This is a genomic window from Microcoleus sp. T3_D1 (genome assembly GCF_036700405.1).
Taxonomy (GTDB): Bacteria; Cyanobacteriota; Cyanobacteriia; order Cyanobacteriales; family Microcoleaceae; genus Microcoleus.
In genome coordinates, this window is record NZ_JAUBOV010000101.1 from 3,072 (window position 1) to 21,860 (window position 18,789).

The window sequence follows — 18,789 nt, forward strand, 5'->3', positions numbered from 1 at the left end:
AGATGCCTGTTCCACAAGCAGATACAGGCAAGATGCCTGTTCCACAAGCAGATACAGGCAAGATGCCTGTTCCACAAGCAGATACAGGCAAGATGCCTGTTCCACAAAATTGGAACTTAAAAGCAGTCCAAGTTCCTAACTTTATAATTATTGGTTGTCAGCGGTGCGGGACGACTTCTCTGTATACTTATTTAGCTCAACACCCGCAAATTTTGACTCCGATTAAAAAGGAGATGGATTTTTTCTCGTGGCACTTTGACAGAGGGATTGATTGGTATTTGGCTCATTTTCCACCAATGCCTTCGGGAGAGGAATTTGTAACTGGCGAAGCAAGTCCGAGCTATTTTGACTCTCGGGAAGCACCGGAACGTCTCTACACCGCGTTTCCAGAGGCTAAACTGATTGTACTTTTGCGAAATCCGGTCGATCGGGCGATTTCTCAATTTTACCGCTTGGCTGGCTTAAATTGGGAAGCGCGATCGCTCGATCGAGCAATTAGCGATGAAGTTGAACGGTTGAGTCAAAATCCAGAATACATCATCGGCGAAGAACCGGGGAATTATTTAGCTCGCGGTAGGTACATAGAATTTATAAAAAACTGGCGGACTTTCTTTCCCCCAGAACAGTTGTTAATTTTGAAAAGCGAAGATTTTTATGCAGGTGCGGCGACAACTGTCAAGCAAGTTTTAGAATTTTTAGATTTGCCGGAATATCAATTGTCTGAATACCAAAATGCTAATCCTGGTTCTTATCAGCGGGTAAATGAATCGGTTCGCGACAGGTTGAGCGATTATTTCCGACCTTACAATCAGGAATTAGAGGAATATTTGGGGAGGCAGTTTGATTGGGAATAAAGTTGAGCTAAGATTAGAACAACTTGTAAGGAGGTAATACCGATGCTGACGTTCGAGCTAGATACGCTACTTAAGGAACAAGCACTCCAACGCCAAGATCCTGAAGATCGCTACATTACCGATAGCGCCAACTGGGAACAATACGAGACACTGCTGAATCGGATTGGAGATGCGGCAGGATATCGAGTTACTTATTTAGATGGAGTTTTGGAAATTATGTCACCTTCTCGCCGCCATGAAAGTCGCAAAACTGGCATTGGAAATCTGCTAGAAATTTACTTTGTAGAAGCTGAAATAGAATATTTTCCTTTTGGGTCTACAACTCTGCGACAAGAGGAAAAACGTGGCGGTACGGAACCGGATGAAGCTTACTGTATTGGCACAGATAAAGAATTTCCCGATTTGGTAATTGAAGTGATTGTTACCAGTGGCAGCATCAATAAACTAGAACTCTATAGAAGGTTGAATGTGCGAGAGGTTTGGTTCTGGCGAAATGACCGATTTTCTATCTACCATTTGCGAGAAGAAATTCCGGTTGAATTCGTGTCCAACTGCGGTTATGAATTAATCACACAAAGCGAATTGCTGGCAGGAATTGATATCGATATGTTGACAGAATGTGTAAAAAATCCTCACCCGTTAGCAGCAGCAAAGGAATGGAGACAGAATTGCCGACCTACTTAACCCTCTTTTGTCAGTTTCGGCAGAAAATAATCTGGGATGGTTACATCATAAGGCTTTTACCAAAAACCTTGATTTGGGCCATTCTGTTAGAAAATAAATGCTCAAATCCTTGATCTATCTACAGTTGAAAATTTGGTTCTCATTTTTAATTTTCCAGAGTGACAAAAGAGGGTTAAACAGCAAGTTTTAAATCTGCTATCTGTCGCAAAGACAATGAACTGAGCTCGCGCGCGCGCCCAAGTCCGAGAAAAAAACTCGCCTCCCCTTGACAACTCATACTCGTTATGAGTACGCTATAATAAGCAAAGGAATTGAACCCAAGTACCCAAGAATTTAAAATCATGCTGACGAACCAAGAAGGTCAAAGAGTACCCAAAGTCACCTTTCGCACTCGCAAAGACAACGAGTGGGTCGATGTCACCACCGATGATATATTTGCAGGCAAAACCGTAGCAGTGTTCTCGCTGCCTGGGGCTTTTACTCCCACTTGTTCGTCCACGCACCTCCCCGGTTACAACGAATTGGCCAAAGTTTTCAAAGAAAACGGCGTAGATGAAATTGTTTGTATTTCCGTCAACGACGCCTTTGTGATGAACGAGTGGGCAAAAGACCAAGAATCAGACAATGTGACGTTAATTCCCGACGGTAACGGCGAATTTACCGAAGGCATGGGAATGCTGGTAGACAAAACAGATTTAGGCTTTGGCAAGCGGTCTTGGCGTTATTCGATGCTGGTAAAAGATGGCTTGGTTGAAAAAATGTTTATTGAGCCTGATGAACCGGGCGACCCTTTCAAAGTGTCCGATGCCGAGACGATGCTCAACTACATCAACTCCGCAGCAGCGAAGCCGAAGGTAGTTTCGCTGTTTACAAAAATGGGCTGTCCCTTCTGCGCTAAGGCTAAGGCAATGCTGAGTCAAAAGGGCTTGGATTATGAAGAAATTGTCTTGGGCCGGGAGATCACAACCAAATCGCTCCGGGCTATGACTGGGGCTACAACTGTGCCGCAAGTATTTATCGACGGCAAGTTGATCGGTGGTTCCGAAGCCCTAGAGTCTTATTTGGGTGTTGCTTAGTTAAACCACAATACTTAGCTTGCGGGTGTCGAGTGCACGCCTTACTCGTTGTAGGGTGTGCACTGTGCGCCTTTGGGGTATTTGGCGGTATTTAGCCCGATCGAGCTTTCGTGTCACAAGTTCGATCGGTCTATTTATCCATTCTCGTGCCACAATTACTGGGGAAGAAATATTAAAAACGCAAGAAATGGGAGTGAACGATCGTGGATTTGAGTTTAGTCGCGTCAAATATCTTAAATCCGCCCATATTAGCTTTTTTCATGGGAATGCTGGCAATTTTTCTCAAATCTGATTTAGAAATTCCAGCGCCCATCCCCAAACTGTTTTCGCTGTACCTGCTGTTTGCGATCGGATTTAAAGGCGGCGTCGAACTGTCCAAAAGCGGAATTGACCAGCAAGTTGCCCTGACAATTGTGGCCGCGATGCTGATGTCAATGCTAGTACCCATTTATACTTTTTTCATACTGAGGATAAAACTCGACTCCTACAATGCCGCCGCGATCGCAGCCACCTACGGTTCCATCAGCGCCGTCACATTTATCACCGCAACCTCCTTCCTCACAGCACAGGGGATCGACTTTGACGGTTACATGGTAGCCGCGCTAGCATTAATGGAATCCCCAGCAATTATAGTTGGTCTCATTCTAGTCAGTGTATTTGGCGGGGAAGAAGGAAAACGCGAAATAGTTTGGCCAGAAGTGTTGCAAGAAGCATTCCTAAACAGTTCAGTTTTTCTACTCATTGGCAGCCTAATTATGGGTATACTGACAGGAGAACACGGTTGGGAAGTTATGAGTCCGTTTACTCAAGACTTGTTTTACGGAGTTCTGACTTTTTTCTTGCTAGACATGGGGCTGGTTGCAGCCAGCAGAATTAAAGATTTGCAAGAAGCAGGAATTTTTCTGATCTGCTTTGCAATCCTAATTCCCATAGTCAACGCAGTAATTGCTTTGCTAATAGCCAAATTAATCGGAATGCCGCAGGGAGACACTTTGCTGTTTGCCGTATTGTGCGCGAGTGCTTCTTATATAGCAGTACCAGCAGCCATGCGCCTAACTGTTCCTGAAGCGAATCCAAGTCTTTACATTTCAACTGCCTTAGCAGTGACATTTCCATTTAATATCATTGTAGGCATTCCCCTGTATCTATACGGAATCAATATGTTTTGGAGGTGAGATGATGGAGTCAGTCAAAAGAGTAGAAATCATAGCCCACTCAGTAGAACTCGGCAAGATTTTAGACGGTTTAGACAAAGCTGGCGTACCCGGTTATTCGGTGATTCGTGATGTAGCTGGAAAAAGCACTAGGGATCATGTTTCCCGTGATTCATCAATGACGGCGCTGGATAACATTTATGTGCTTGCTTTTTGTTCACCAGCTCAAGTTTCTGCAGTTGCAGAAAACATTAGACCCGTGCTCAATAAATTTGGTGGGTCGTGTTTTATTTCAGATGCGGTGGAATTGCTAATTACTAGGTGCGTCGGGTAGTCATTAGTCATTAGTCATTAGTCATTAGTCATTAGTCATTATACCAATTCGGAAAATTTGAGCTACACATATAGCAATCCTCGCATCATTTGTGAATTTCTTACTCCCTCCCCGCGAGTTCGGGGAGGGTTGGGGTGGGGTAAAAAATTTACGACTCCTGCAAGGATTGCTATAGATTGTACGCCATATGTGTATGGACAGGGCAATGCCGTGTCCTTGCGCGTATCTGCGACTTTCATCCTAGGCTTTGGTTCCGACAATCGTCACTGGTGAGAATGCTAATCCGTTTCTCCTTTTGGATAAGTTTTTTATTATTACTTTAGGCTGATTTAAAAAATGCAATTTTGAAAATATTTTATGTCTATTATAGCACTTTTACAAGTTGACAAAAATCAGCCATTAGCCATTAGTCAGCGGTCTTTTCAGGATTAATTGCCCTTCCCAGCCGGGGCAGAATTCAGAATTCTTAAGATATAGAAAAGAATCAGTTGCAAAAATCCGTAAGCGTGGTAAATTCTAAGCCACAACAGGCGATCCTCTTCGTTGGCGTAGCCCCCGTAGGGGCGGGCTTTCCTTCGGATCGCTTCGCTAACGCTAACGCCCGATCGACTAACGAGATTTTCAATAGGAGTTTAAACATGGCTGCATTAAAAGTCGGCATCAACGGATTTGGTCGCATCGGACGGCTAGTCATGCGCGCCGGCATCAAAAACCCCAACATCCAATTTGTCGGCATTAACGACTTAGTTTCGCCAGAAAACCTGGCTTATCTTTTCAAATACGACTCCACCCACGGCATTTACGACGGCGAAGTTGAAAGCAAACCAGACGGGATTGTCGTTGACGGACTATTTATCCCCTGCACATCGATTAGAAATCCGGCAGAATTGCCTTGGGGTAAATCCGGCGCAGATTATGTTGTAGAATCTACCGGATTGTTTACAGATTTTGAAGGCGCATCAAAACACTTGACGGCGGGAGCAAAACGAGTAATACTTTCAGCACCGACAAAAGACCCGGAAAAAGTTCCAACTTTTCTAGTAGGCGTCAACCACCACAAATTTGACCCGACAAAAGATACGGTTGTTTCTAATGCTAGCTGTACGACGAATTGTTTAGCACCAATTGCCAAAGTTATTAACGATAACTTCGGATTGGAAGAAGGTTTAATGACGACAGTTCACGCAATGACAGCTACTCAACCAACTGTAGACGGGCCCAGCCAAAAAGATTGGCGGGGAGGACGCGGTGCGGCGCAAAATATTATTCCATCTTCGACCGGTGCAGCAAAAGCTGTTACTTTGGTGTTGCCAGAATTGAAAGGAAAATTGACGGGAATGGCTTTGCGCGTGCCAACTCCCGACGTGTCTGTAGTTGACCTTACTTTCAAAACGGCGAAGGAAACTAGCTATAAAGAAATTTGCGAGGCAATGAAAAAAGCTTCGGAGAGCGGCGAACTCAAAGGCATTCTTGGATATACTGAGGATGCGGTAGTTTCGACAGATTTTCAGGGCGACGCGCGATCGAGCATTTTCGATGCAGGTGCGGGAATTGAACTGAATTCTAAGTTTTTCAAAGTTGTTTCCTGGTACGACAACGAGTGGGGTTATTCTTGCCGCGTGATTGACTTAATGCTGTCGATGGCCGAGAAAGACGGGATTTTGAATAATTAATTTTTTGGGGGTGGCATTTTGGGCGGGCTCGGAGGTTCACCCACAAACAAATTCCTATGATTTTTTGTGGAACGGGCCGGAGAGCCCGTTCCTGATAATATTATTTAATGTGAGTTAAACTTTTTTTATTTCCGATTCGATCGCGCTTATGTCTGAATTACCACCGCTGAATAACGAAACTATTTGGGCTATCCTCAACGAAGAAATCGACGATGCTGCCGTCAACCGATTAGTTTGGCTGTATCTGGGCTACCGCTGGGATGCCGAGACTGGCAAGTGGAACAGTGCAGGTGTTGCAGCCGAGTGGCGGCAAGAGTACCCGGAACCGCCGGATTTTATCGATTCTAGGCCGGCGACTGTGAAATTGACTCGATCGACCCCTCCAGAAAACAAGCAGTTGCTGAAGGAAAAATTGGGCTTTAAAGGCTATAAAATTGGGGAATTCGGGCCCCGACAGACTCGCAGGGCGACGATGGCTAATTGGTTGATGGGTTTTATCGAATCTGGGGCGTAAAAGGAATTTGGGATGGCTGCGCGGTTGTGGCCACCGTTAAAGTACAGAGATATTAAATTTATTGGCAGGAAAACCCCTAAATCCCTATAAAGGATTGAAAGCTTGATTAAACTCTTCCTTTCTTTCTCTGTGTCCTCTGCGTCCTCTGCGGTTCATTAACAAAAATTAAGCCTGTTGAAAGTCAAAACACACTAAAACCAGCCAATTCCAACATCCTCACCCCGAACCCTGACACCGGACTGCGGCAGACTTTATGTGTATAGTTTGAGGTCAAAAGGTTTCAACCGCCGCCTTCATAAAGGGAGTAATAAACCCGGATTTGGTATTAATTATTTTCCGGGCGATTGTGCTAACAGATTTGATATAAGCGAAGGATTTTAAACTCGAATTCAATTAACTAGAAAGCCAACGCTTTAGCCTTGTTTTGCTGGTTCTGGCTGCACCTGCCAATTGCCTAAACCCCGGTACACGGTCAAACCAGGCATTAGGAGAGATGTCGCTACGGGAACTCCTTTGCCACCCAAGGTTTGGAGAAGCAATCAAGGTGACAACATCAGGATTTTGAGATCGGAAAGTAGAATAAGCTCCGTCGAGGTGCATCGGGCCGCCGTCGGGATGTCCCGGAGGTCGCTGTTGTAGTTCTTCCAGAAACCGCAGGAGGCGATCGAAAATCCTGCCATTTACAGCGTAAAAATGAGTGGTTCTCATCGCTTCAGAAAAGGGTACGAGGGCGACAGGAGACTTTTGTTCAACCTCTTCGAGGTGTCCGAAGTAGACGAAATCCCAATCTTGGTGACACAGTTGTTCGACGATAACAGCTTGGTCGCTTCTGAACTTTGCTGAAATTTCTAGGTCGTCTTCTACAATCAAAATATTGCTCAACCCCTCCTGTTTTGCCTGCTTGAGAATACCTACATGACTGGAAAAGCATCCCCTCGCCCCAATGTTTGGGAAACCTCCAGCTTCGTCGGGGCGGATTGCGGGAAATATCTCAACCTTATGGGGCGTGAGGGGCATTCCTGCTTCTTCTAATTCCTTGACTATGAGTTGGCGTCGGTCTTTCCTCTCAGGGAGATTTACCGCATAAACTCCCTGGAAATAGTCTGTAATTTTCGTCATAGTTTTATCTCGAATCAAAAAGTTGAGGAATCTTCGGCTTGAGGGATCTCAAATTTTATTTGAGGTCTGTGTCTGCCTTAAACTATTCTATTTTTAGCAAGCTGCATCTTCCATTTTCCTAAACTTACGGAAATTACCTCGATCGGAGCTAGCATTAACAGTTTAATTAGCATTGGGATTGGAGTCAGAAGCAACGCATTTCCCCTGTTGAGTTGGGTTGGGGGCTGGGTTGGAGAGTACCTTATCAACAGCAGCTTGTTCTTGAATCCATCCAATTTCGCCCGGTTGCAGCTTGGCGCTTTCTACTTCAACTGTTGGCTTAACTACCGGGGAAGGCGAGGGAGTGGGAGTTGCCACAGCGGGAGATGGATTCAGTGTCGGTTTTGAAACTGTAGAAAAATCTTTATTTGACTCGGGTTTCGGAGAGTTCGATCGCACTATTTCAGGAATCGAACAAACTTTCAATTCCAGCCAATTGCCTTGAGGCGTAAGCTGTTTGTTTGTCACCTGCAAAACGCTGCCGGCGGGGACTGTTCCTTTGACAGTCAACTCACCGATTGCGCCTCGCAAATCCAAGCGATCGCCCTCTTTTCCCAATTCCCCAGCCGCAGAACTTTTAATCTCTATAAACGAGCCTGTTTCTAAAGATTTGACCGGAGAAGCTACAGATTCAACTGTTTTCTCCGGCGTGCTTCCAGCATTAATTAAACCGCGTTTCCCGAAAATCGACTCCCCGGCAGTATCGATCGCCCGACCCACCGGAGGGATGAAAAAATAAGCAAATACACCCCCCAACCCTAATAAAAATAAAATTTTCAGCAGCAGCGAAAATAAACTTTTGCTTTTTTCCGGCGGTAACAACAGCGTTTTTCCTTGAGAATTCCCCTCGCCCAGGCTTGTGCTTTCTGTCAAATCCGTTGGCATATCCTCGCTGTCGGAAATGAGTTCGATCGGCGTATCTAAAGGTGCGACAGACAGTTCTGTAAAAGTATTGCCGTCTTCCCTCAAATGTGCTTGACAGTGAATTAAAGCAACAGTGACGTTATCGTGACCGTTTCTAGTATTAGCAATCTCAATCAGTCGATCGCGCGCCTTAGCCAAACTAATGCTACCGTCGAGAATTGGCAAAATCTCCGCTTCCCAACATTCCTCAACCCGGTCTTTATCACTCAAACCGTCGGAACACAGCAGCAAAACGCAGTCTTCATCCACCGGAAAACGCTGCACAGTCGGGTGCAAAGTGTTGGACGAAGTAATCCCCAAAGCTTGAATCAGAGCTCCGGCGGCCACTTGTTCCAAAGCATCCCGGTAGAGAGAGTAGCCCAAACGCACCTCGCGGCAAGCCACATTATCATCGAGAGTAACTTGATAGCAGCCGGTGCGGGTAATCCAGTAAGCCCGACTGTCTCCGACGTGGGCGACGTAGAGCTCGTGAATGTGGGCTAAACCCATAACTAGGGTAGTTCCCATCCGCTGGCGGCCTTGGCGGTGTTCGCTGTCGTTGCGGCTGGCTATCTTGTCGTTAGCAGCACAAGCCGCCCGTTCCAGCTTGGAAGTCAGGCTCAACGGGTCCCAATTAGCTTGATGCAGGGGCATTTGCTCCAACTTGTCGCGCAGTACACCAATTGCTTCTTCCGAAGCGACTTCGCCGCCGTCTTGTCCACCGATACCGTCGCAGACGATCGCGCAAGCTTCCGCCCCCGGATTTCCTGCCAACAGCGTACCGCTGGGGGGATAGCAAGCATCTTCGTTGTGAGCGCGGGATCTGCCTACATCCGTGCCCGTGGCAATTTCAACGTGACGATCGTAAAATCGGCCGCACTTTGCCAAAGCTTTATCCAACTGGCCCATTAGTTGTTCGCCGTGGCGCACTTGACCGGCAACCATTTGCTGGCAAAGTTGCCTCAAAAAATTAGCAATAGCCGGGTGAGCATCTTCTAGCCACTGCTGCCACAATTTGCCCAACTGCGACAAATGAGGCGGTTTGCGATCGGGCTGCAATTCCAGAAACCGCACCAATTGCCCTTCCACCCGTAGCAGTTCGGGAGTCAGCAGCGTCGAAGCGACGCCTTGAGCGATACACGGTTGCCACAACTGGGCCATTTGCCACAGCCAATTGAGCTGCCGCATCGCTGCGGCTCCTTTCCAGGAGTCCGCCAATTCCGGCATTAAAGATTCCGTCACCTTCAAAATCGGCCCGTTTTCCAGCAGCCAGATATCTCCCGAAAGCTTGCTCATCTTGGACGATACCAGGCCGTATACTTGAGGTACGTGCAACTGATAGGCAAACAGTCTCAGATAAGGAGTGACAACACTCGGAATCTCATCGGGCAGTTCCGGCAAGTGTTCGGGTTGAGTATCGACAAGAAGTCGATCGCGCTTGACCAAGTAGCGACCAGCGATCAGATCGCCTGGCTTACACCCTTTGATCCCTTCACCTAAAGCCCATAAGTAGTGTTTTGCCACAGAGTTTTGCATAAGGGTTCCTGACGCCTTTGGGCAAGCGTGCTGATCTGAACTATTTTAGCGATTGAACCTCGACGGGTTGATACGTGGCGATTATTTGACACCCCCGCTTTCTCAACAGACGGAGATTCTTAAGACTTCGCAGTCCTAATATCCTGATTTTTCAGGTTCCTAGGCTCACCACGTTTGCACTGTTGTGTGCGTAGCGATATCTCCTGACAATGTTTTAGGCGTGACTTTCCCCCAGTCTAGGGGTAGGTTTTAATGTCTTGTACTGACACAAATAGTCTACCATTTTGTTAACCCGCCGAGGACTCTTGCTAGGAGCTTTCAGAGTTAGACGATCGCGCGACGCCCAAGTCCTCGGCTTGAAATCACGCTGTTTTCAGCATATTCCTGATAGCGGCCATTTCCGAAGAAATCGCAGCACTCAAGGGAATTGAGATTTTAGACTAACTCTAATGGTATGATGCAGCTAGGTAGAAATCACCTGAGCCGACAGGTATAAATAAATATCAATTGTCGGTTTTCTCGCGAAGGGTCATCTGTGCCTCGCACCCTAGTTTCGCAACAGAAGTTAAATTTAACCCTACCCAAAGACGGATACAGGCCCGCAGATTCATCTGTGGAGTCAATCTCAAAGCTCAAATCTCAAATCGACTGACGGATGCCAGCCCCCGACAGGAGTCGTGGACAGCCAAAAAATTAGATATTTAGTTCAGACCCCCAGATTCATCTGTGGAGTCAATCTAAAATCTCAAACCTCAAATCGACTGATGGACGCAAGCCCCCGACAGGAGTCGTGGAAAGCCAAAAAAATTAGATATTTAGTTCAAGCCCCCAGATTCATCTGTGGAATCAATCTAAAATCTAAAATCTAAAATCTAAAATCTAAAATCGACTGATCGGCCTCTGCAAGCTGTTGAGTATTTAACCATGGCCCCACATGAACCCAGCGCCTTTTCCAAGAATTTGCCCGATCCGAAGCTGCTGCCTGCTGTTGAAATAGACGAAATACTCACTAGCATTCAACATTCTCACAGTTTTTATTACAAAGTGATGAATCTTGAGGTTTGGGCGCTGGTGGAAACCTTGGACGGGCTGTTTCCCGGCGCTTGGGGTCAGTTTATGACCAACCGCCAATTAGCAGTTAAACAGTTTTTGGAACGCGATCGCGTTCCAAGTCCTCCGGTTGATGCTGGGGAGGCGGGGGAGAAGTCCGATCAAAGTCGGAAGAAGGAAGAAGCCGGGAGTCAGGAGTCAGGAGTCAGAAAGAACCAGGAAGAAGAATAAAAGCAGATTTTCCCAATTCTCCCCATCTCCACCTTTCCTCTGTATCCAAGTCTAAATCCCCCTCAATCCCCAAAGCGAGAGACGAAACAGAACCCTCTTTTCCCCCGTACTCCCCTGATTAAGAGAAGTAGGAGGGATCAAAACTCAGCTACAAGCGACATTTATTATGGGTTTCAATCTTAAGTTGACATAAATGCCGATCGCCCGATCGCCCTTACAGGTGAACTTTGGAATCAACTTGAGGCAAGCCCATGCTGTAGTTAACAGCGCGGCTGTTGAGGTTATAGCTGATTTGGCCTTTTTGGAGGAACGATCGTACCAAGTGTTCCAACTCCGAACCGATGCGGCGGAGGTTGTACTCGGTCAAGTCTTCGCCCTCGTAAGCGTCTACGAGTTGGTCGAATTTGGCATATACCTGTTTGACTGACTCGTCGTTCCAGTTAAGTTCGTTATCTGGGTCAATGTCGAGGGTCAAAAGGTCGTTGCTGGGGACGAGTTCGTTATCTTCGAGGATGGCGGTGTATATGCGAATATGGCGGGTTGTTGACTTGATCTGCATGAGTTCTTATGTGTAAAGATTTTTTGCTGAATTAATTGTAATGGGTCACAGACCGTTGGAGGAGAGTAGGTCGCCTGTTGTGGGATCGATCGGGATATCTCACTCCCCCTCCGACTTCAAGGCAAAGACTTGGAATCGGTAGTTTTGAGACCTACTTAATTCAAGACTAAAAACAAAAGCTTTCGTAAAGTATAATAGTTCAGAATTGGCATAGGAGGACAAGGTGGAAGGCAAGAGATTTATTCACTCCCTGCAACTGCAAAACTTCCTTTCCTATGGAAGTGAGGGGGAAAAAATTGAACTGCAACCCCTGAATGTATTGATCGGTACTAACGCATCCGGCAAGTCTAACTTAATTGAAGCGATGGGAGTGTTGAAGGCAACACCTACCGACTTACTTGCTCCGATTCGTCAAGGAGGTGGTATCAGCGATTTTCTGTGGAAAGGTGAAAAAGGTACTCCCACAGCAAAAATTGAGGCTATTTTAGATTACCCAGAACGAACGATGCCACTGCGCTATCAGATTAGTTTTACCACATCCGGTCAGAGACTTGAAGTAGTGGACGAAGCTATAGAAGATATGGAACCGCGCAATAGTTCTGAAAGCAATCCATTTTTTTACTACCGTTATAGCGATCGGGGTCGCCCTGTTATCAATGTTATACAGGAAAACGAGCAGCAACCAAGAACGCTGCGGAATCTGCGGCGAGAAGATATCATTCCCGATCAATCTATCTTATCTCAAAGAAAAGATCCCGAACAATATCCAGAACTCTCATATCTGGGAAATAAATTTGCCGACATTGGTTTATATCGTAACTGGCAGACAGGGAGAGATTCAATATCTAGAAAAGCTCAGCAAACTGACTTGCCAGAACATCCGCTTTTAGAAGATGGTGGCAACTTAGGACTGGTTTTAAATAACTTACAGTATCAATTAGGAAGCAGGCAAATTATTGACAAATTAAAGCTGTTCTATGATGCTGCTGAAGAACTGAGTATCAAGATTTATGGCGGTACTGTCCAGATATTCATCCGCGAAACAGGATTAATTCAGCCAATACCCGCAACTCGTTTATCAGATGGTACGCTGCGTTATTTATTCTTAATAGCTTTACTTCTAGATCCAACTCCTCCGCCACTTATCTGTATTGAAGAACCGGAGATTGGCTTGCATCCCGACATTCTGCCTGCTGTTGCTGAAATGTTGATCGAAGCCTCACAGCGCACACAATTGATTGTGACAACCCATTCCGATGCTTTAGTGTCGGCTCTGAGTCCTGAGTCAGTGTTAATATGCGATCGGGATGATAGAGGAAGTCACCTGAGCCGTCTCGATCCCGAACGACTGAAAAAATGGCTTGAGAATTACAGTTTGGGAGACCTTTGGCGGATGGGAGAAATCGGGGGCAACCGATGGTAAAGGAGATTCGCATTTACATCGAAGGCGGCGGCGATGGCAAGAATACAAAGCAATTACTTCGAGGAGGATTTAGCTTTTTTTTCAAAGAACTTGTGGAGGTTGCCCGCAGCAATAAAATCAAGTGGAATATCACTGTTTGCGGTTCCCGGAATAATGCTTTCAGGGATTTCAAGAATGCTTTGGCAGATCACCCAAATGCTTTTATCATCCTTTTAGTTGACTCAGAAGCCCCTGTAAAGCAGCCGCCTTGGGAGCATTTGAAGTGGAGGGATAATTGGGATTCGCCTGGGGTTGATGACACTCATTGCTATCTCATGGTGCAAGCGATGGAAGCTTGGTTGATAGCTGATATTGATACTTTAAAAAGATTTTACGGACAGGGATTTAAACAAAATGAGATTCCTAAAAATATCAATGTAGAGACGATTGAAAAGGATTTGTTAGAACGAAGTCTGAAAGCAGCTAGCCGCGACACAAAATCGAAAGGCGAATATCAAAAGATACAGCACGCTTCCAAGCTGTTAGAAATGTTGGATGTTGACAAGGTTCGCAAGGCTTCTTCAGAGTGCGATCGTATTTTTACCACTCTCACCAAACTCATGGAGGATTGAAGCGATGAAAGTAGCCAAGGGCGCGAAGCAAGACAGGGAGAAAGGGGGGAAGGGCGATCGTCAATTTCTCGGAATCCCGAAATTTTTTAGTTGTTCGGCAGTCCAATTTTTGTAATATTCAGTTTTCTCTAAAGCATCGGAAGCTGGCTTCAGCTTAGAATTTACTTGAACAGTGAAGCCGGGATAGGGCATCCTCCGAGTATGAAGCCCGTCAATATTAAAATCTTCTTCGGGATGGATGTGAAAAGCCAGCAAGCCCAACTCGGAAATCTGATTATTCAATTTGTCTATCAGTTCTTTAGTTTCTGGCGCACTAATTGCAGTTTTTTCGGGATTAATTACTACCATGATTTCAAATTCCGAATTGTAAAATTCATGAATCGATTTCATGATGGCAGAATCGCGATCGAACTCAGTCAGCGCTGAAAACCGCTCGATTTTGAATAAAATTTGATTAGCCAAGCGTGCTTTTTTAGCGAAGGGACAAATCGGTAAATCGCTGAAAACTGGATGCGGTAACTCGACAAACTCCGTCATCCATCTGAGGGTAGATTCTATAATTTCTGTGTCAGATTCATTCATGGAAAATCTATGTATTTGATATTTAATACTAATCCTAATCTATTTCTAGGGCGATGCACACCCCACTATTGGTATCAATTTAACGCTATTTCCCTCAGTCCGGCAGGGAATGAATTCCCTGCCTCATAGCAAAAGTCCTCTGAAGAGGACTGAAGAACTCATTAGTCCTCTTCAGAGGACTTAAGCTATTAGCCAGGGAATTCATTCCCTGGTGGACTTTCGGTTAACTTCACACCAATACATTGCCCACCTTGCTTTTTAATATTGGCGATCGAATTTATTCGTGAATTGTGCCATCTGGCATAATTGCACCTGCGAGTTTTGCCTTTTCCAGGTTTGCCCCAAGCAGTTTAGCTTCCTTCAGGTTAGTTTTCTCTAAGTTTGCAAAGCTCAAATTTGCCCCGCACAAGTTTGCAGAATTTAAGTCTGCTTCACTTAAGTTTGCTCCATTTAGATTAGCCCCAGAAAGATTAAAACCACTCAATTTTTGCCCGCTCAAATTAACACTTTGTAAGTTTACCCCAATCAAATTTACCCCTGTGAGATTAGCACCATCCAAGTTAGCGCCTAAACAGTTTGCCCCACTCAAACTTGCTCCACTTAAGTTAATCCCAATCAACTTAGCATGACTTAAGTTTGCGCCCGTCAAATTCGCCCCACTTAAATTCATGCCACTAAGGTTAACTCCTTCAAGATTTACCCCAGCCCAACTTACCCCTGTTAAGTTAACGCCACTGAGGTTTGCATAAGTTAGGTTCACTTTAGTTACCTTCGAGTGACTTAAATCGGCTCCTGTCAGGTTAACACTATGTAGACTTGCTTGAGTTAAGTTAGCTCTACTGAGGTTTGCTGTAGTCAGGTTTGCGCTATTTAAGTTTGCTTCGCTTAAGTTAGCTTGACTCAAATTTGCCTGAATTAGTCTTGCGGAAGACAATGTTGCCTTAATTAAGTTAGCGCCACTCAAATTAACTTGAATTAAATCTGCGCTTCGCAAGTTTGTTAAGTTCAAATTTGCCCCTTGCAAGTTAGCTCCAATCAAATTTACTCCTGTTAAGTTGGCTTTTGTTAGATTGGCACTGCTCAGGTTTGCTTGACTTAGACTGACATTAGAGTCGAGAGTTTTGCCACTTAAATCCACTCCCGCTAGGTTAATCCCTGTAAAGTCGCGTTCTCCATCTTCATACCGTTTCCAAAATTCCTCAGCACTAATAGCGGGTTCCAGATTTTCTAGTGCAGAATCATCTATTTTTGCCTCTTCCTCAGATTGCACAGTATCCGCATTCACAGGAGTAGCAGCAGGCTGTTCTACCGCTTCGCTAGATACTGGAATCGGTGTCTCCTCGATCGCCTCTTCGCGCAATAACCGATCCACCCGATCGCTAAACCGCCTCACAACCTCAGCATCATCAACCTTCCCACCAGCATTCGAGCTTTTCTCAACCGCATTCTCAACGTAATACTTATCTACAAAACTTTGCAACCCAGCATTATATCCCTGTCCTACCGCCTGAAATCTCCATTCGCCATTCTTCTTGTACAAGCGTCCAAATTCTAAAGCCGTTTCTTGGGAAAAAATCTGATTTAAATTGTACCGAACCAATTCGCTAAGATTCTCTGAATTGTAAAGCCGGATAAAAGCATTTGTAACTTGACTAAAACTTTGATTCTTTTCCTGTCCCTCGTGAAGAGTCACAATAAACACAATTTCCTGAATCGCCGAATTGATTTTACTCAAATCCACATAAACCGTCTCATCATCTCCGTCTATTTGGCCAGTCGCGCTGTCTCCTGAATGCCTCACCGCACCGTCGGGGGAGGTCAGATTGTTGTAAAATACAAAATACTTTTCATCAGGAATCCGACCGTCCGCCCCTAACATAAAAACAGATGCGTCAATGTCGCAGTTTTGTGCTGTCTGGCTGACTTGCCAACCCAGGGCGATCGCAATTTTACTGAAATCAGGAGTTTCTTTAGAAAGATTGAACCTGTCACCCTTAGTTAATTCGATACTCATATGCGATAATTCCCTTACCTCATAAATGGTATTAATTATCTCATCTATGTTAACCCGATCGCAAATTGGATTTTATCTCGAAGACATCGAAACCCCAATTGGCAGAACCGTCAATTTAACCCTTACCGGACTAATTCTCCTATCTTCGACCAGCTTCATCGCCGAAACTTACCCGATTTCGGAAACTGTGAGAATTAATTTGCAAACTCTCGATACAGCGCTTTTAGTTTTTTTTGTGTTTGAGTATTTATTGCGGCTGTGGTGTGCCGAAGATCGAGTTAAATTTATTTTTAGTTTTTTTTCAATTATTGATTTGCTGGCAATCTTACCATTTTTACTGGGATTTGTCAACGTTAGTTTTATCCGAATTTTTCGCTGGTTTAGAATTCTCCGACTCATCCGTTTTCTGGAATTAAAAATTTCTATTTTCCGCATCAGCAGCGAAGATGGGGTGATTTTTGCTCGGATTTTGTTTACTTTGCTGGCAATAATTTTTGTTTATTCTGGTTTGATTTATCAAGTCGAACATCCGGCCAATCCCGAAAGTTTTGCGACTTTTTTGGATGCTGTTTATTTCTCGGTTGTCACGATGACCACGGTGGGCTTTGGCGATGTTACTCCGATTTCGGAATCCGGTCGTTTTCTGACTATTTTGATGATTTTGACGGGAATTGCTCTGATTCCTTGGCAATTGGGGGATTTGATTAAACAATTAGTTAAAAGTGCTAATCACGGAGAAGCTGTTTGTAAAGGTTGCGGTTGGTCTGTACACGATGCTAATGCTAGATTTTGTAAAATGTGCGGCAGTCAGTTAGATAATGGTTGACTGTTGACTGTTGACTGTTGACTGTTGACTGTTGACTGTTGACTACTGCCTCACCCTAGATAATTCATCCGTGTATCCGTGTCAAAATCCGTGTAGTGCTTTCCTTCTTTAAGCTAACGGTAACAAAATTTCAAATTCAGTGCCTCTGCCTAACTCCGATCGCATTCTGAATGCACCGCCGTGTTTGCCCGTCACTATTTGATAGCTAACTGCTAAACTGGTTTCTTTGAGGGCGCGTTTTTCCGTAGAGAATGATTCTATGATTTTTTTGTACTTGCTAGGTGACATTCCTGGCCCGTTATCTGCTATGCAAATCGAAACCCAGCGAACATGAAGTTTGTCTAAATCCGACGCCGGTTCGGGACAGCAGACTTGAGTTGTGATTTCAATTTTAGGCTGGCGATCCGCCTCTCTGAGTCCTCCACCTTTGAACTCTTTCGCCAATTCTTGACCGACTGCTTCGTTAATTAATGTATGAATAGAGTTGGTTAAGATATTCATAAATACTTGGTTTAGCTGTCCTGCATAGCACGGCACTGGTGGCAGGTAGCCGTAGTTTTTCACTACTTGGATTTCCCTAGTCAAACGACTTTTGAGCAGCAAAAGTATGCTGTCTATGTTGGCGTGCAAGTCGGTTGGTTTCGGATAAATATCGTCGATGTGGCAGAAGTTTTGCAAACTGGTTGCCAACTTGCTCAAACGTTCTGCGCCTGATTTGATGCTGGCCACAGTTCGGAGAAAATCGTTTTGCAAAAAGTCATAGTCTATCTCTTCTTTGAGCCGTGCTATTTCCGGCGGGGGATCGGTACAGTATGCGTCGTAAACTGAGAGTAATTCCATCAAGTTTTTGCTGTAGTCGCTTACGTAGGTTAAATTCCCCCAAATAAAGCCTACCGGATCTAAAATTTCGTGGGCGACTCCGTTGACTAAACGGCCTAAACTAGCCATTTTTTCGCTTTGAATCATTTGAGTTTGGGCTCTTTCGTAGCGGACTTGAGTTTCTATGCCGCGAATTTGCCAGTACGCGATGTTGAGTGCGTTAGGGTCTAAGAGTCGGTAAGATTGGGAGTCTATTTGGACGACGATCGGTTCTGCCTGCAATTCGGGCGATCGACGCAGAGCTTGTGGGGCGGCGGCCAATATGGTTGTACTCTCTGGAAGCAATAATATTTCGACGCGAGCGTAACTGTAGAGAACTTTTAGTGGCAGCTGCAAAAATAGCTCAGGGCCTTGGGGTTTGAGCAAATATTCCAGCAGTTGCCTGCGGGATATCATGCCAGCAAACTCTCCTGCTTCCATCAAGACGACTCCCGGCACTAGGGGGTGCTGTTCAAACATTTCGGCAACTGCCACGGCTAAGCAGCTCGATTTAACCTGAAAGTCATACAGGGGCAAATCCCAGAGTGTAGACTCTAGGGAAAGGTCTTGATGGCTGCCTTCGGAGAGTGAAGGGCCAAGGAGTTTGGAACTGAATTTATTTGCCACTGGAACTTTTAGTTGCCGAAACGCTGGGAAATTGATACTCCCCAAGGCTGAAGCCACGGGGATTCTTGAATGAATCCGAAAACTCACGGGAGGCGTTATCAAAGCACCTCTATACGCTCAAA

17 protein-coding genes are annotated in these 18,789 nt (G+C 45.2%); 11 read left to right on the forward strand and 6 right to left on the reverse strand.

What is annotated here, in order from left to right; translation table 11 throughout:
* The 7 genes from QT992_RS29640 to QT992_RS29670 form a co-directional block, all read left to right on the forward strand.
* Positions 1-854: sulfotransferase (locus tag QT992_RS29640; protein WP_333313439.1), on the forward strand; the 854-nt coding region annotated here is incomplete at its 5' end.
* 42 nt (positions 855-896) lie between these two features.
* The gene (locus QT992_RS29645; RefSeq protein ID WP_333341614.1) at positions 897-1,538 is read left to right on the forward strand and encodes a Uma2 family endonuclease; all 642 of its coding nucleotides are present in this window, start codon (positions 897-899) and stop codon (positions 1,536-1,538) included.
* A 341-nt stretch (positions 1,539-1,879) separates the two neighbouring features.
* Positions 1,880-2,614 carry a glutathione peroxidase gene (locus QT992_RS29650; RefSeq protein ID WP_333313708.1) on the forward strand — a complete coding sequence of 245 codons (735 nt, stop codon included), beginning with the start codon at positions 1,880-1,882 and terminating at the stop codon, positions 2,612-2,614.
* A gap of 203 nt (positions 2,615-2,817) precedes the next feature.
* On the forward strand, positions 2,818-3,789 hold the full coding sequence (locus QT992_RS29655) for a sodium-dependent bicarbonate transport family permease (RefSeq protein ID WP_333313435.1): 972 nt from the start codon (positions 2,818-2,820) through the stop codon (positions 3,787-3,789).
* 1 nt (position 3,790) lies between these two features.
* On the forward strand, positions 3,791-4,102 hold the full coding sequence (locus QT992_RS29660; RefSeq protein ID WP_223300725.1) for a P-II family nitrogen regulator: 312 nt from the start codon (positions 3,791-3,793) through the stop codon (positions 4,100-4,102).
* A gap of 638 nt (positions 4,103-4,740) precedes the next feature.
* Positions 4,741-5,775 (forward strand): type I glyceraldehyde-3-phosphate dehydrogenase, encoded by a 1,035-nt coding sequence (gene gap / locus QT992_RS29665; protein ID WP_333341618.1) that lies wholly within the window; start codon positions 4,741-4,743, stop codon positions 5,773-5,775.
* A gap of 148 nt (positions 5,776-5,923) precedes the next feature.
* Positions 5,924-6,289 (forward strand): DUF1823 family protein, encoded by a 366-nt coding sequence (locus tag QT992_RS29670; RefSeq protein ID WP_333144302.1) that lies wholly within the window; start codon positions 5,924-5,926, stop codon positions 6,287-6,289.
* Positions 6,290-6,682: 393 nt separating this feature from the next.
* Here QT992_RS29670 and QT992_RS29675 read toward each other — a convergent pair whose 3' ends face one another.
* Entirely contained in the window at positions 6,683-7,408 is a 726-nt protein-coding gene (locus tag QT992_RS29675; protein WP_333313433.1) for a glycosyltransferase family 25 protein, read from the reverse strand.
* Positions 7,409-7,570: 162 nt separating this feature from the next.
* Positions 7,571-9,886 carry a protein phosphatase 2C domain-containing protein gene (locus tag QT992_RS29680; protein ID WP_333313431.1) on the reverse strand — a complete coding sequence of 772 codons (2,316 nt, stop codon included), beginning with the start codon at positions 9,884-9,886 and terminating at the stop codon, positions 7,571-7,573.
* Positions 9,887-10,810: 924 nt separating this feature from the next.
* Here QT992_RS29680 and QT992_RS29685 point away from each other — a divergent pair.
* Positions 10,811-11,167, forward strand: coding sequence for a hypothetical protein (locus tag QT992_RS29685; RefSeq protein WP_333341610.1), 357 nt, complete (start codon positions 10,811-10,813; stop codon positions 11,165-11,167).
* Positions 11,168-11,381: 214 nt separating this feature from the next.
* Here the strand turns inward: QT992_RS29685 and QT992_RS29690 are convergent, their stop codons facing one another.
* Positions 11,382-11,726 carry an NAD(P)H-quinone oxidoreductase subunit M gene (locus tag QT992_RS29690; protein ID WP_333378376.1) on the reverse strand — a complete coding sequence of 115 codons (345 nt, stop codon included), beginning with the start codon at positions 11,724-11,726 and terminating at the stop codon, positions 11,382-11,384.
* A gap of 223 nt (positions 11,727-11,949) precedes the next feature.
* Between QT992_RS29690 and QT992_RS29695 the strand changes: the two genes are divergently transcribed.
* Together QT992_RS29695 and QT992_RS29700 are read left to right on the forward strand one after the other, a co-directional pair.
* Entirely contained in the window at positions 11,950-13,149 is a 1,200-nt protein-coding gene (locus QT992_RS29695) for an AAA family ATPase (RefSeq protein WP_333341608.1), read from the forward strand.
* Entirely contained in the window at positions 13,143-13,760 is a 618-nt protein-coding gene (locus QT992_RS29700) for a DUF4276 family protein (RefSeq protein ID WP_333341606.1), read from the forward strand. Before QT992_RS29695 ends, QT992_RS29700 begins: the two co-directional genes overlap by 7 nt.
* Positions 13,761-13,820: 60 nt before the next feature.
* Here QT992_RS29700 and QT992_RS29705 read toward each other — a convergent pair whose 3' ends face one another.
* Positions 13,821-14,342 (reverse strand): hypothetical protein, encoded by a 522-nt coding sequence (locus QT992_RS29705; RefSeq protein WP_333341605.1) that lies wholly within the window; start codon positions 14,340-14,342, stop codon positions 13,821-13,823.
* 277 nt (positions 14,343-14,619) lie between these two features.
* On the reverse strand, positions 14,620-16,356 hold the full coding sequence (locus QT992_RS29710) for a pentapeptide repeat-containing protein (RefSeq protein ID WP_333341603.1): 1,737 nt from the start codon (positions 16,354-16,356) through the stop codon (positions 14,620-14,622).
* A 25-nt stretch (positions 16,357-16,381) separates the two neighbouring features.
* On the opposite strand from QT992_RS29710, the gene QT992_RS29715 reads away from it, so the two are divergent.
* Positions 16,382-17,182 carry an ion transporter gene (locus tag QT992_RS29715; RefSeq protein ID WP_333341601.1) on the forward strand — a complete coding sequence of 267 codons (801 nt, stop codon included), beginning with the start codon at positions 16,382-16,384 and terminating at the stop codon, positions 17,180-17,182.
* A 108-nt stretch (positions 17,183-17,290) separates the two neighbouring features.
* Here QT992_RS29715 and QT992_RS29720 read toward each other — a convergent pair whose 3' ends face one another.
* Positions 17,291-18,667: an ATP-binding protein gene (locus tag QT992_RS29720; protein WP_333313424.1), complete on the reverse strand. Its 1,377-nt coding sequence runs from the start codon at positions 18,665-18,667 to the stop codon at positions 17,291-17,293.
* Positions 18,668-18,789: the final 122 nt, after the last annotated feature.

What these genes read in the sequence shown, in the direction of transcription:
- QT992_RS29660 (WP_223300725.1), top strand. Translation starts at nt 3,791, where the DNA reads ATGATGGAGTCAGTCAAAAGAGTAGAAATCATAGCCCACTCAGTAGAA.
- QT992_RS29710 (WP_333341603.1), bottom strand. Translation starts at nt 16,356, where the DNA reads ATGAGTATCGAATTAACTAAGGGTGACAGGTTCAATCTTTCTAAAGAA.
- QT992_RS29700 (WP_333341606.1), top strand. Translation starts at nt 13,143, where the DNA reads ATGGTAAAGGAGATTCGCATTTACATCGAAGGCGGCGGCGATGGCAAG.
- QT992_RS29645 (WP_333341614.1), top strand. Translation starts at nt 897, where the DNA reads ATGCTGACGTTCGAGCTAGATACGCTACTTAAGGAACAAGCACTCCAA.
- QT992_RS29650 (WP_333313708.1), top strand. Translation starts at nt 1,880, where the DNA reads ATGCTGACGAACCAAGAAGGTCAAAGAGTACCCAAAGTCACCTTTCGC.
- QT992_RS29680 (WP_333313431.1), bottom strand. Translation starts at nt 9,886, where the DNA reads ATGCAAAACTCTGTGGCAAAACACTACTTATGGGCTTTAGGTGAAGGG.
- QT992_RS29685 (WP_333341610.1), top strand. Translation starts at nt 10,811, where the DNA reads ATGGCCCCACATGAACCCAGCGCCTTTTCCAAGAATTTGCCCGATCCG.
- QT992_RS29670 (WP_333144302.1), top strand. Translation starts at nt 5,924, where the DNA reads ATGTCTGAATTACCACCGCTGAATAACGAAACTATTTGGGCTATCCTC.
- QT992_RS29675 (WP_333313433.1), bottom strand. Translation starts at nt 7,408, where the DNA reads ATGACGAAAATTACAGACTATTTCCAGGGAGTTTATGCGGTAAATCTC.
- QT992_RS29690 (WP_333378376.1), bottom strand. Translation starts at nt 11,726, where the DNA reads ATGCAGATCAAGTCAACAACCCGCCATATTCGCATATACACCGCCATC.
- QT992_RS29715 (WP_333341601.1), top strand. Translation starts at nt 16,382, where the DNA reads ATGGTATTAATTATCTCATCTATGTTAACCCGATCGCAAATTGGATTT.
- gap (WP_333341618.1), top strand. Translation starts at nt 4,741, where the DNA reads ATGGCTGCATTAAAAGTCGGCATCAACGGATTTGGTCGCATCGGACGG.
- QT992_RS29705 (WP_333341605.1), bottom strand. Translation starts at nt 14,342, where the DNA reads ATGAATGAATCTGACACAGAAATTATAGAATCTACCCTCAGATGGATG.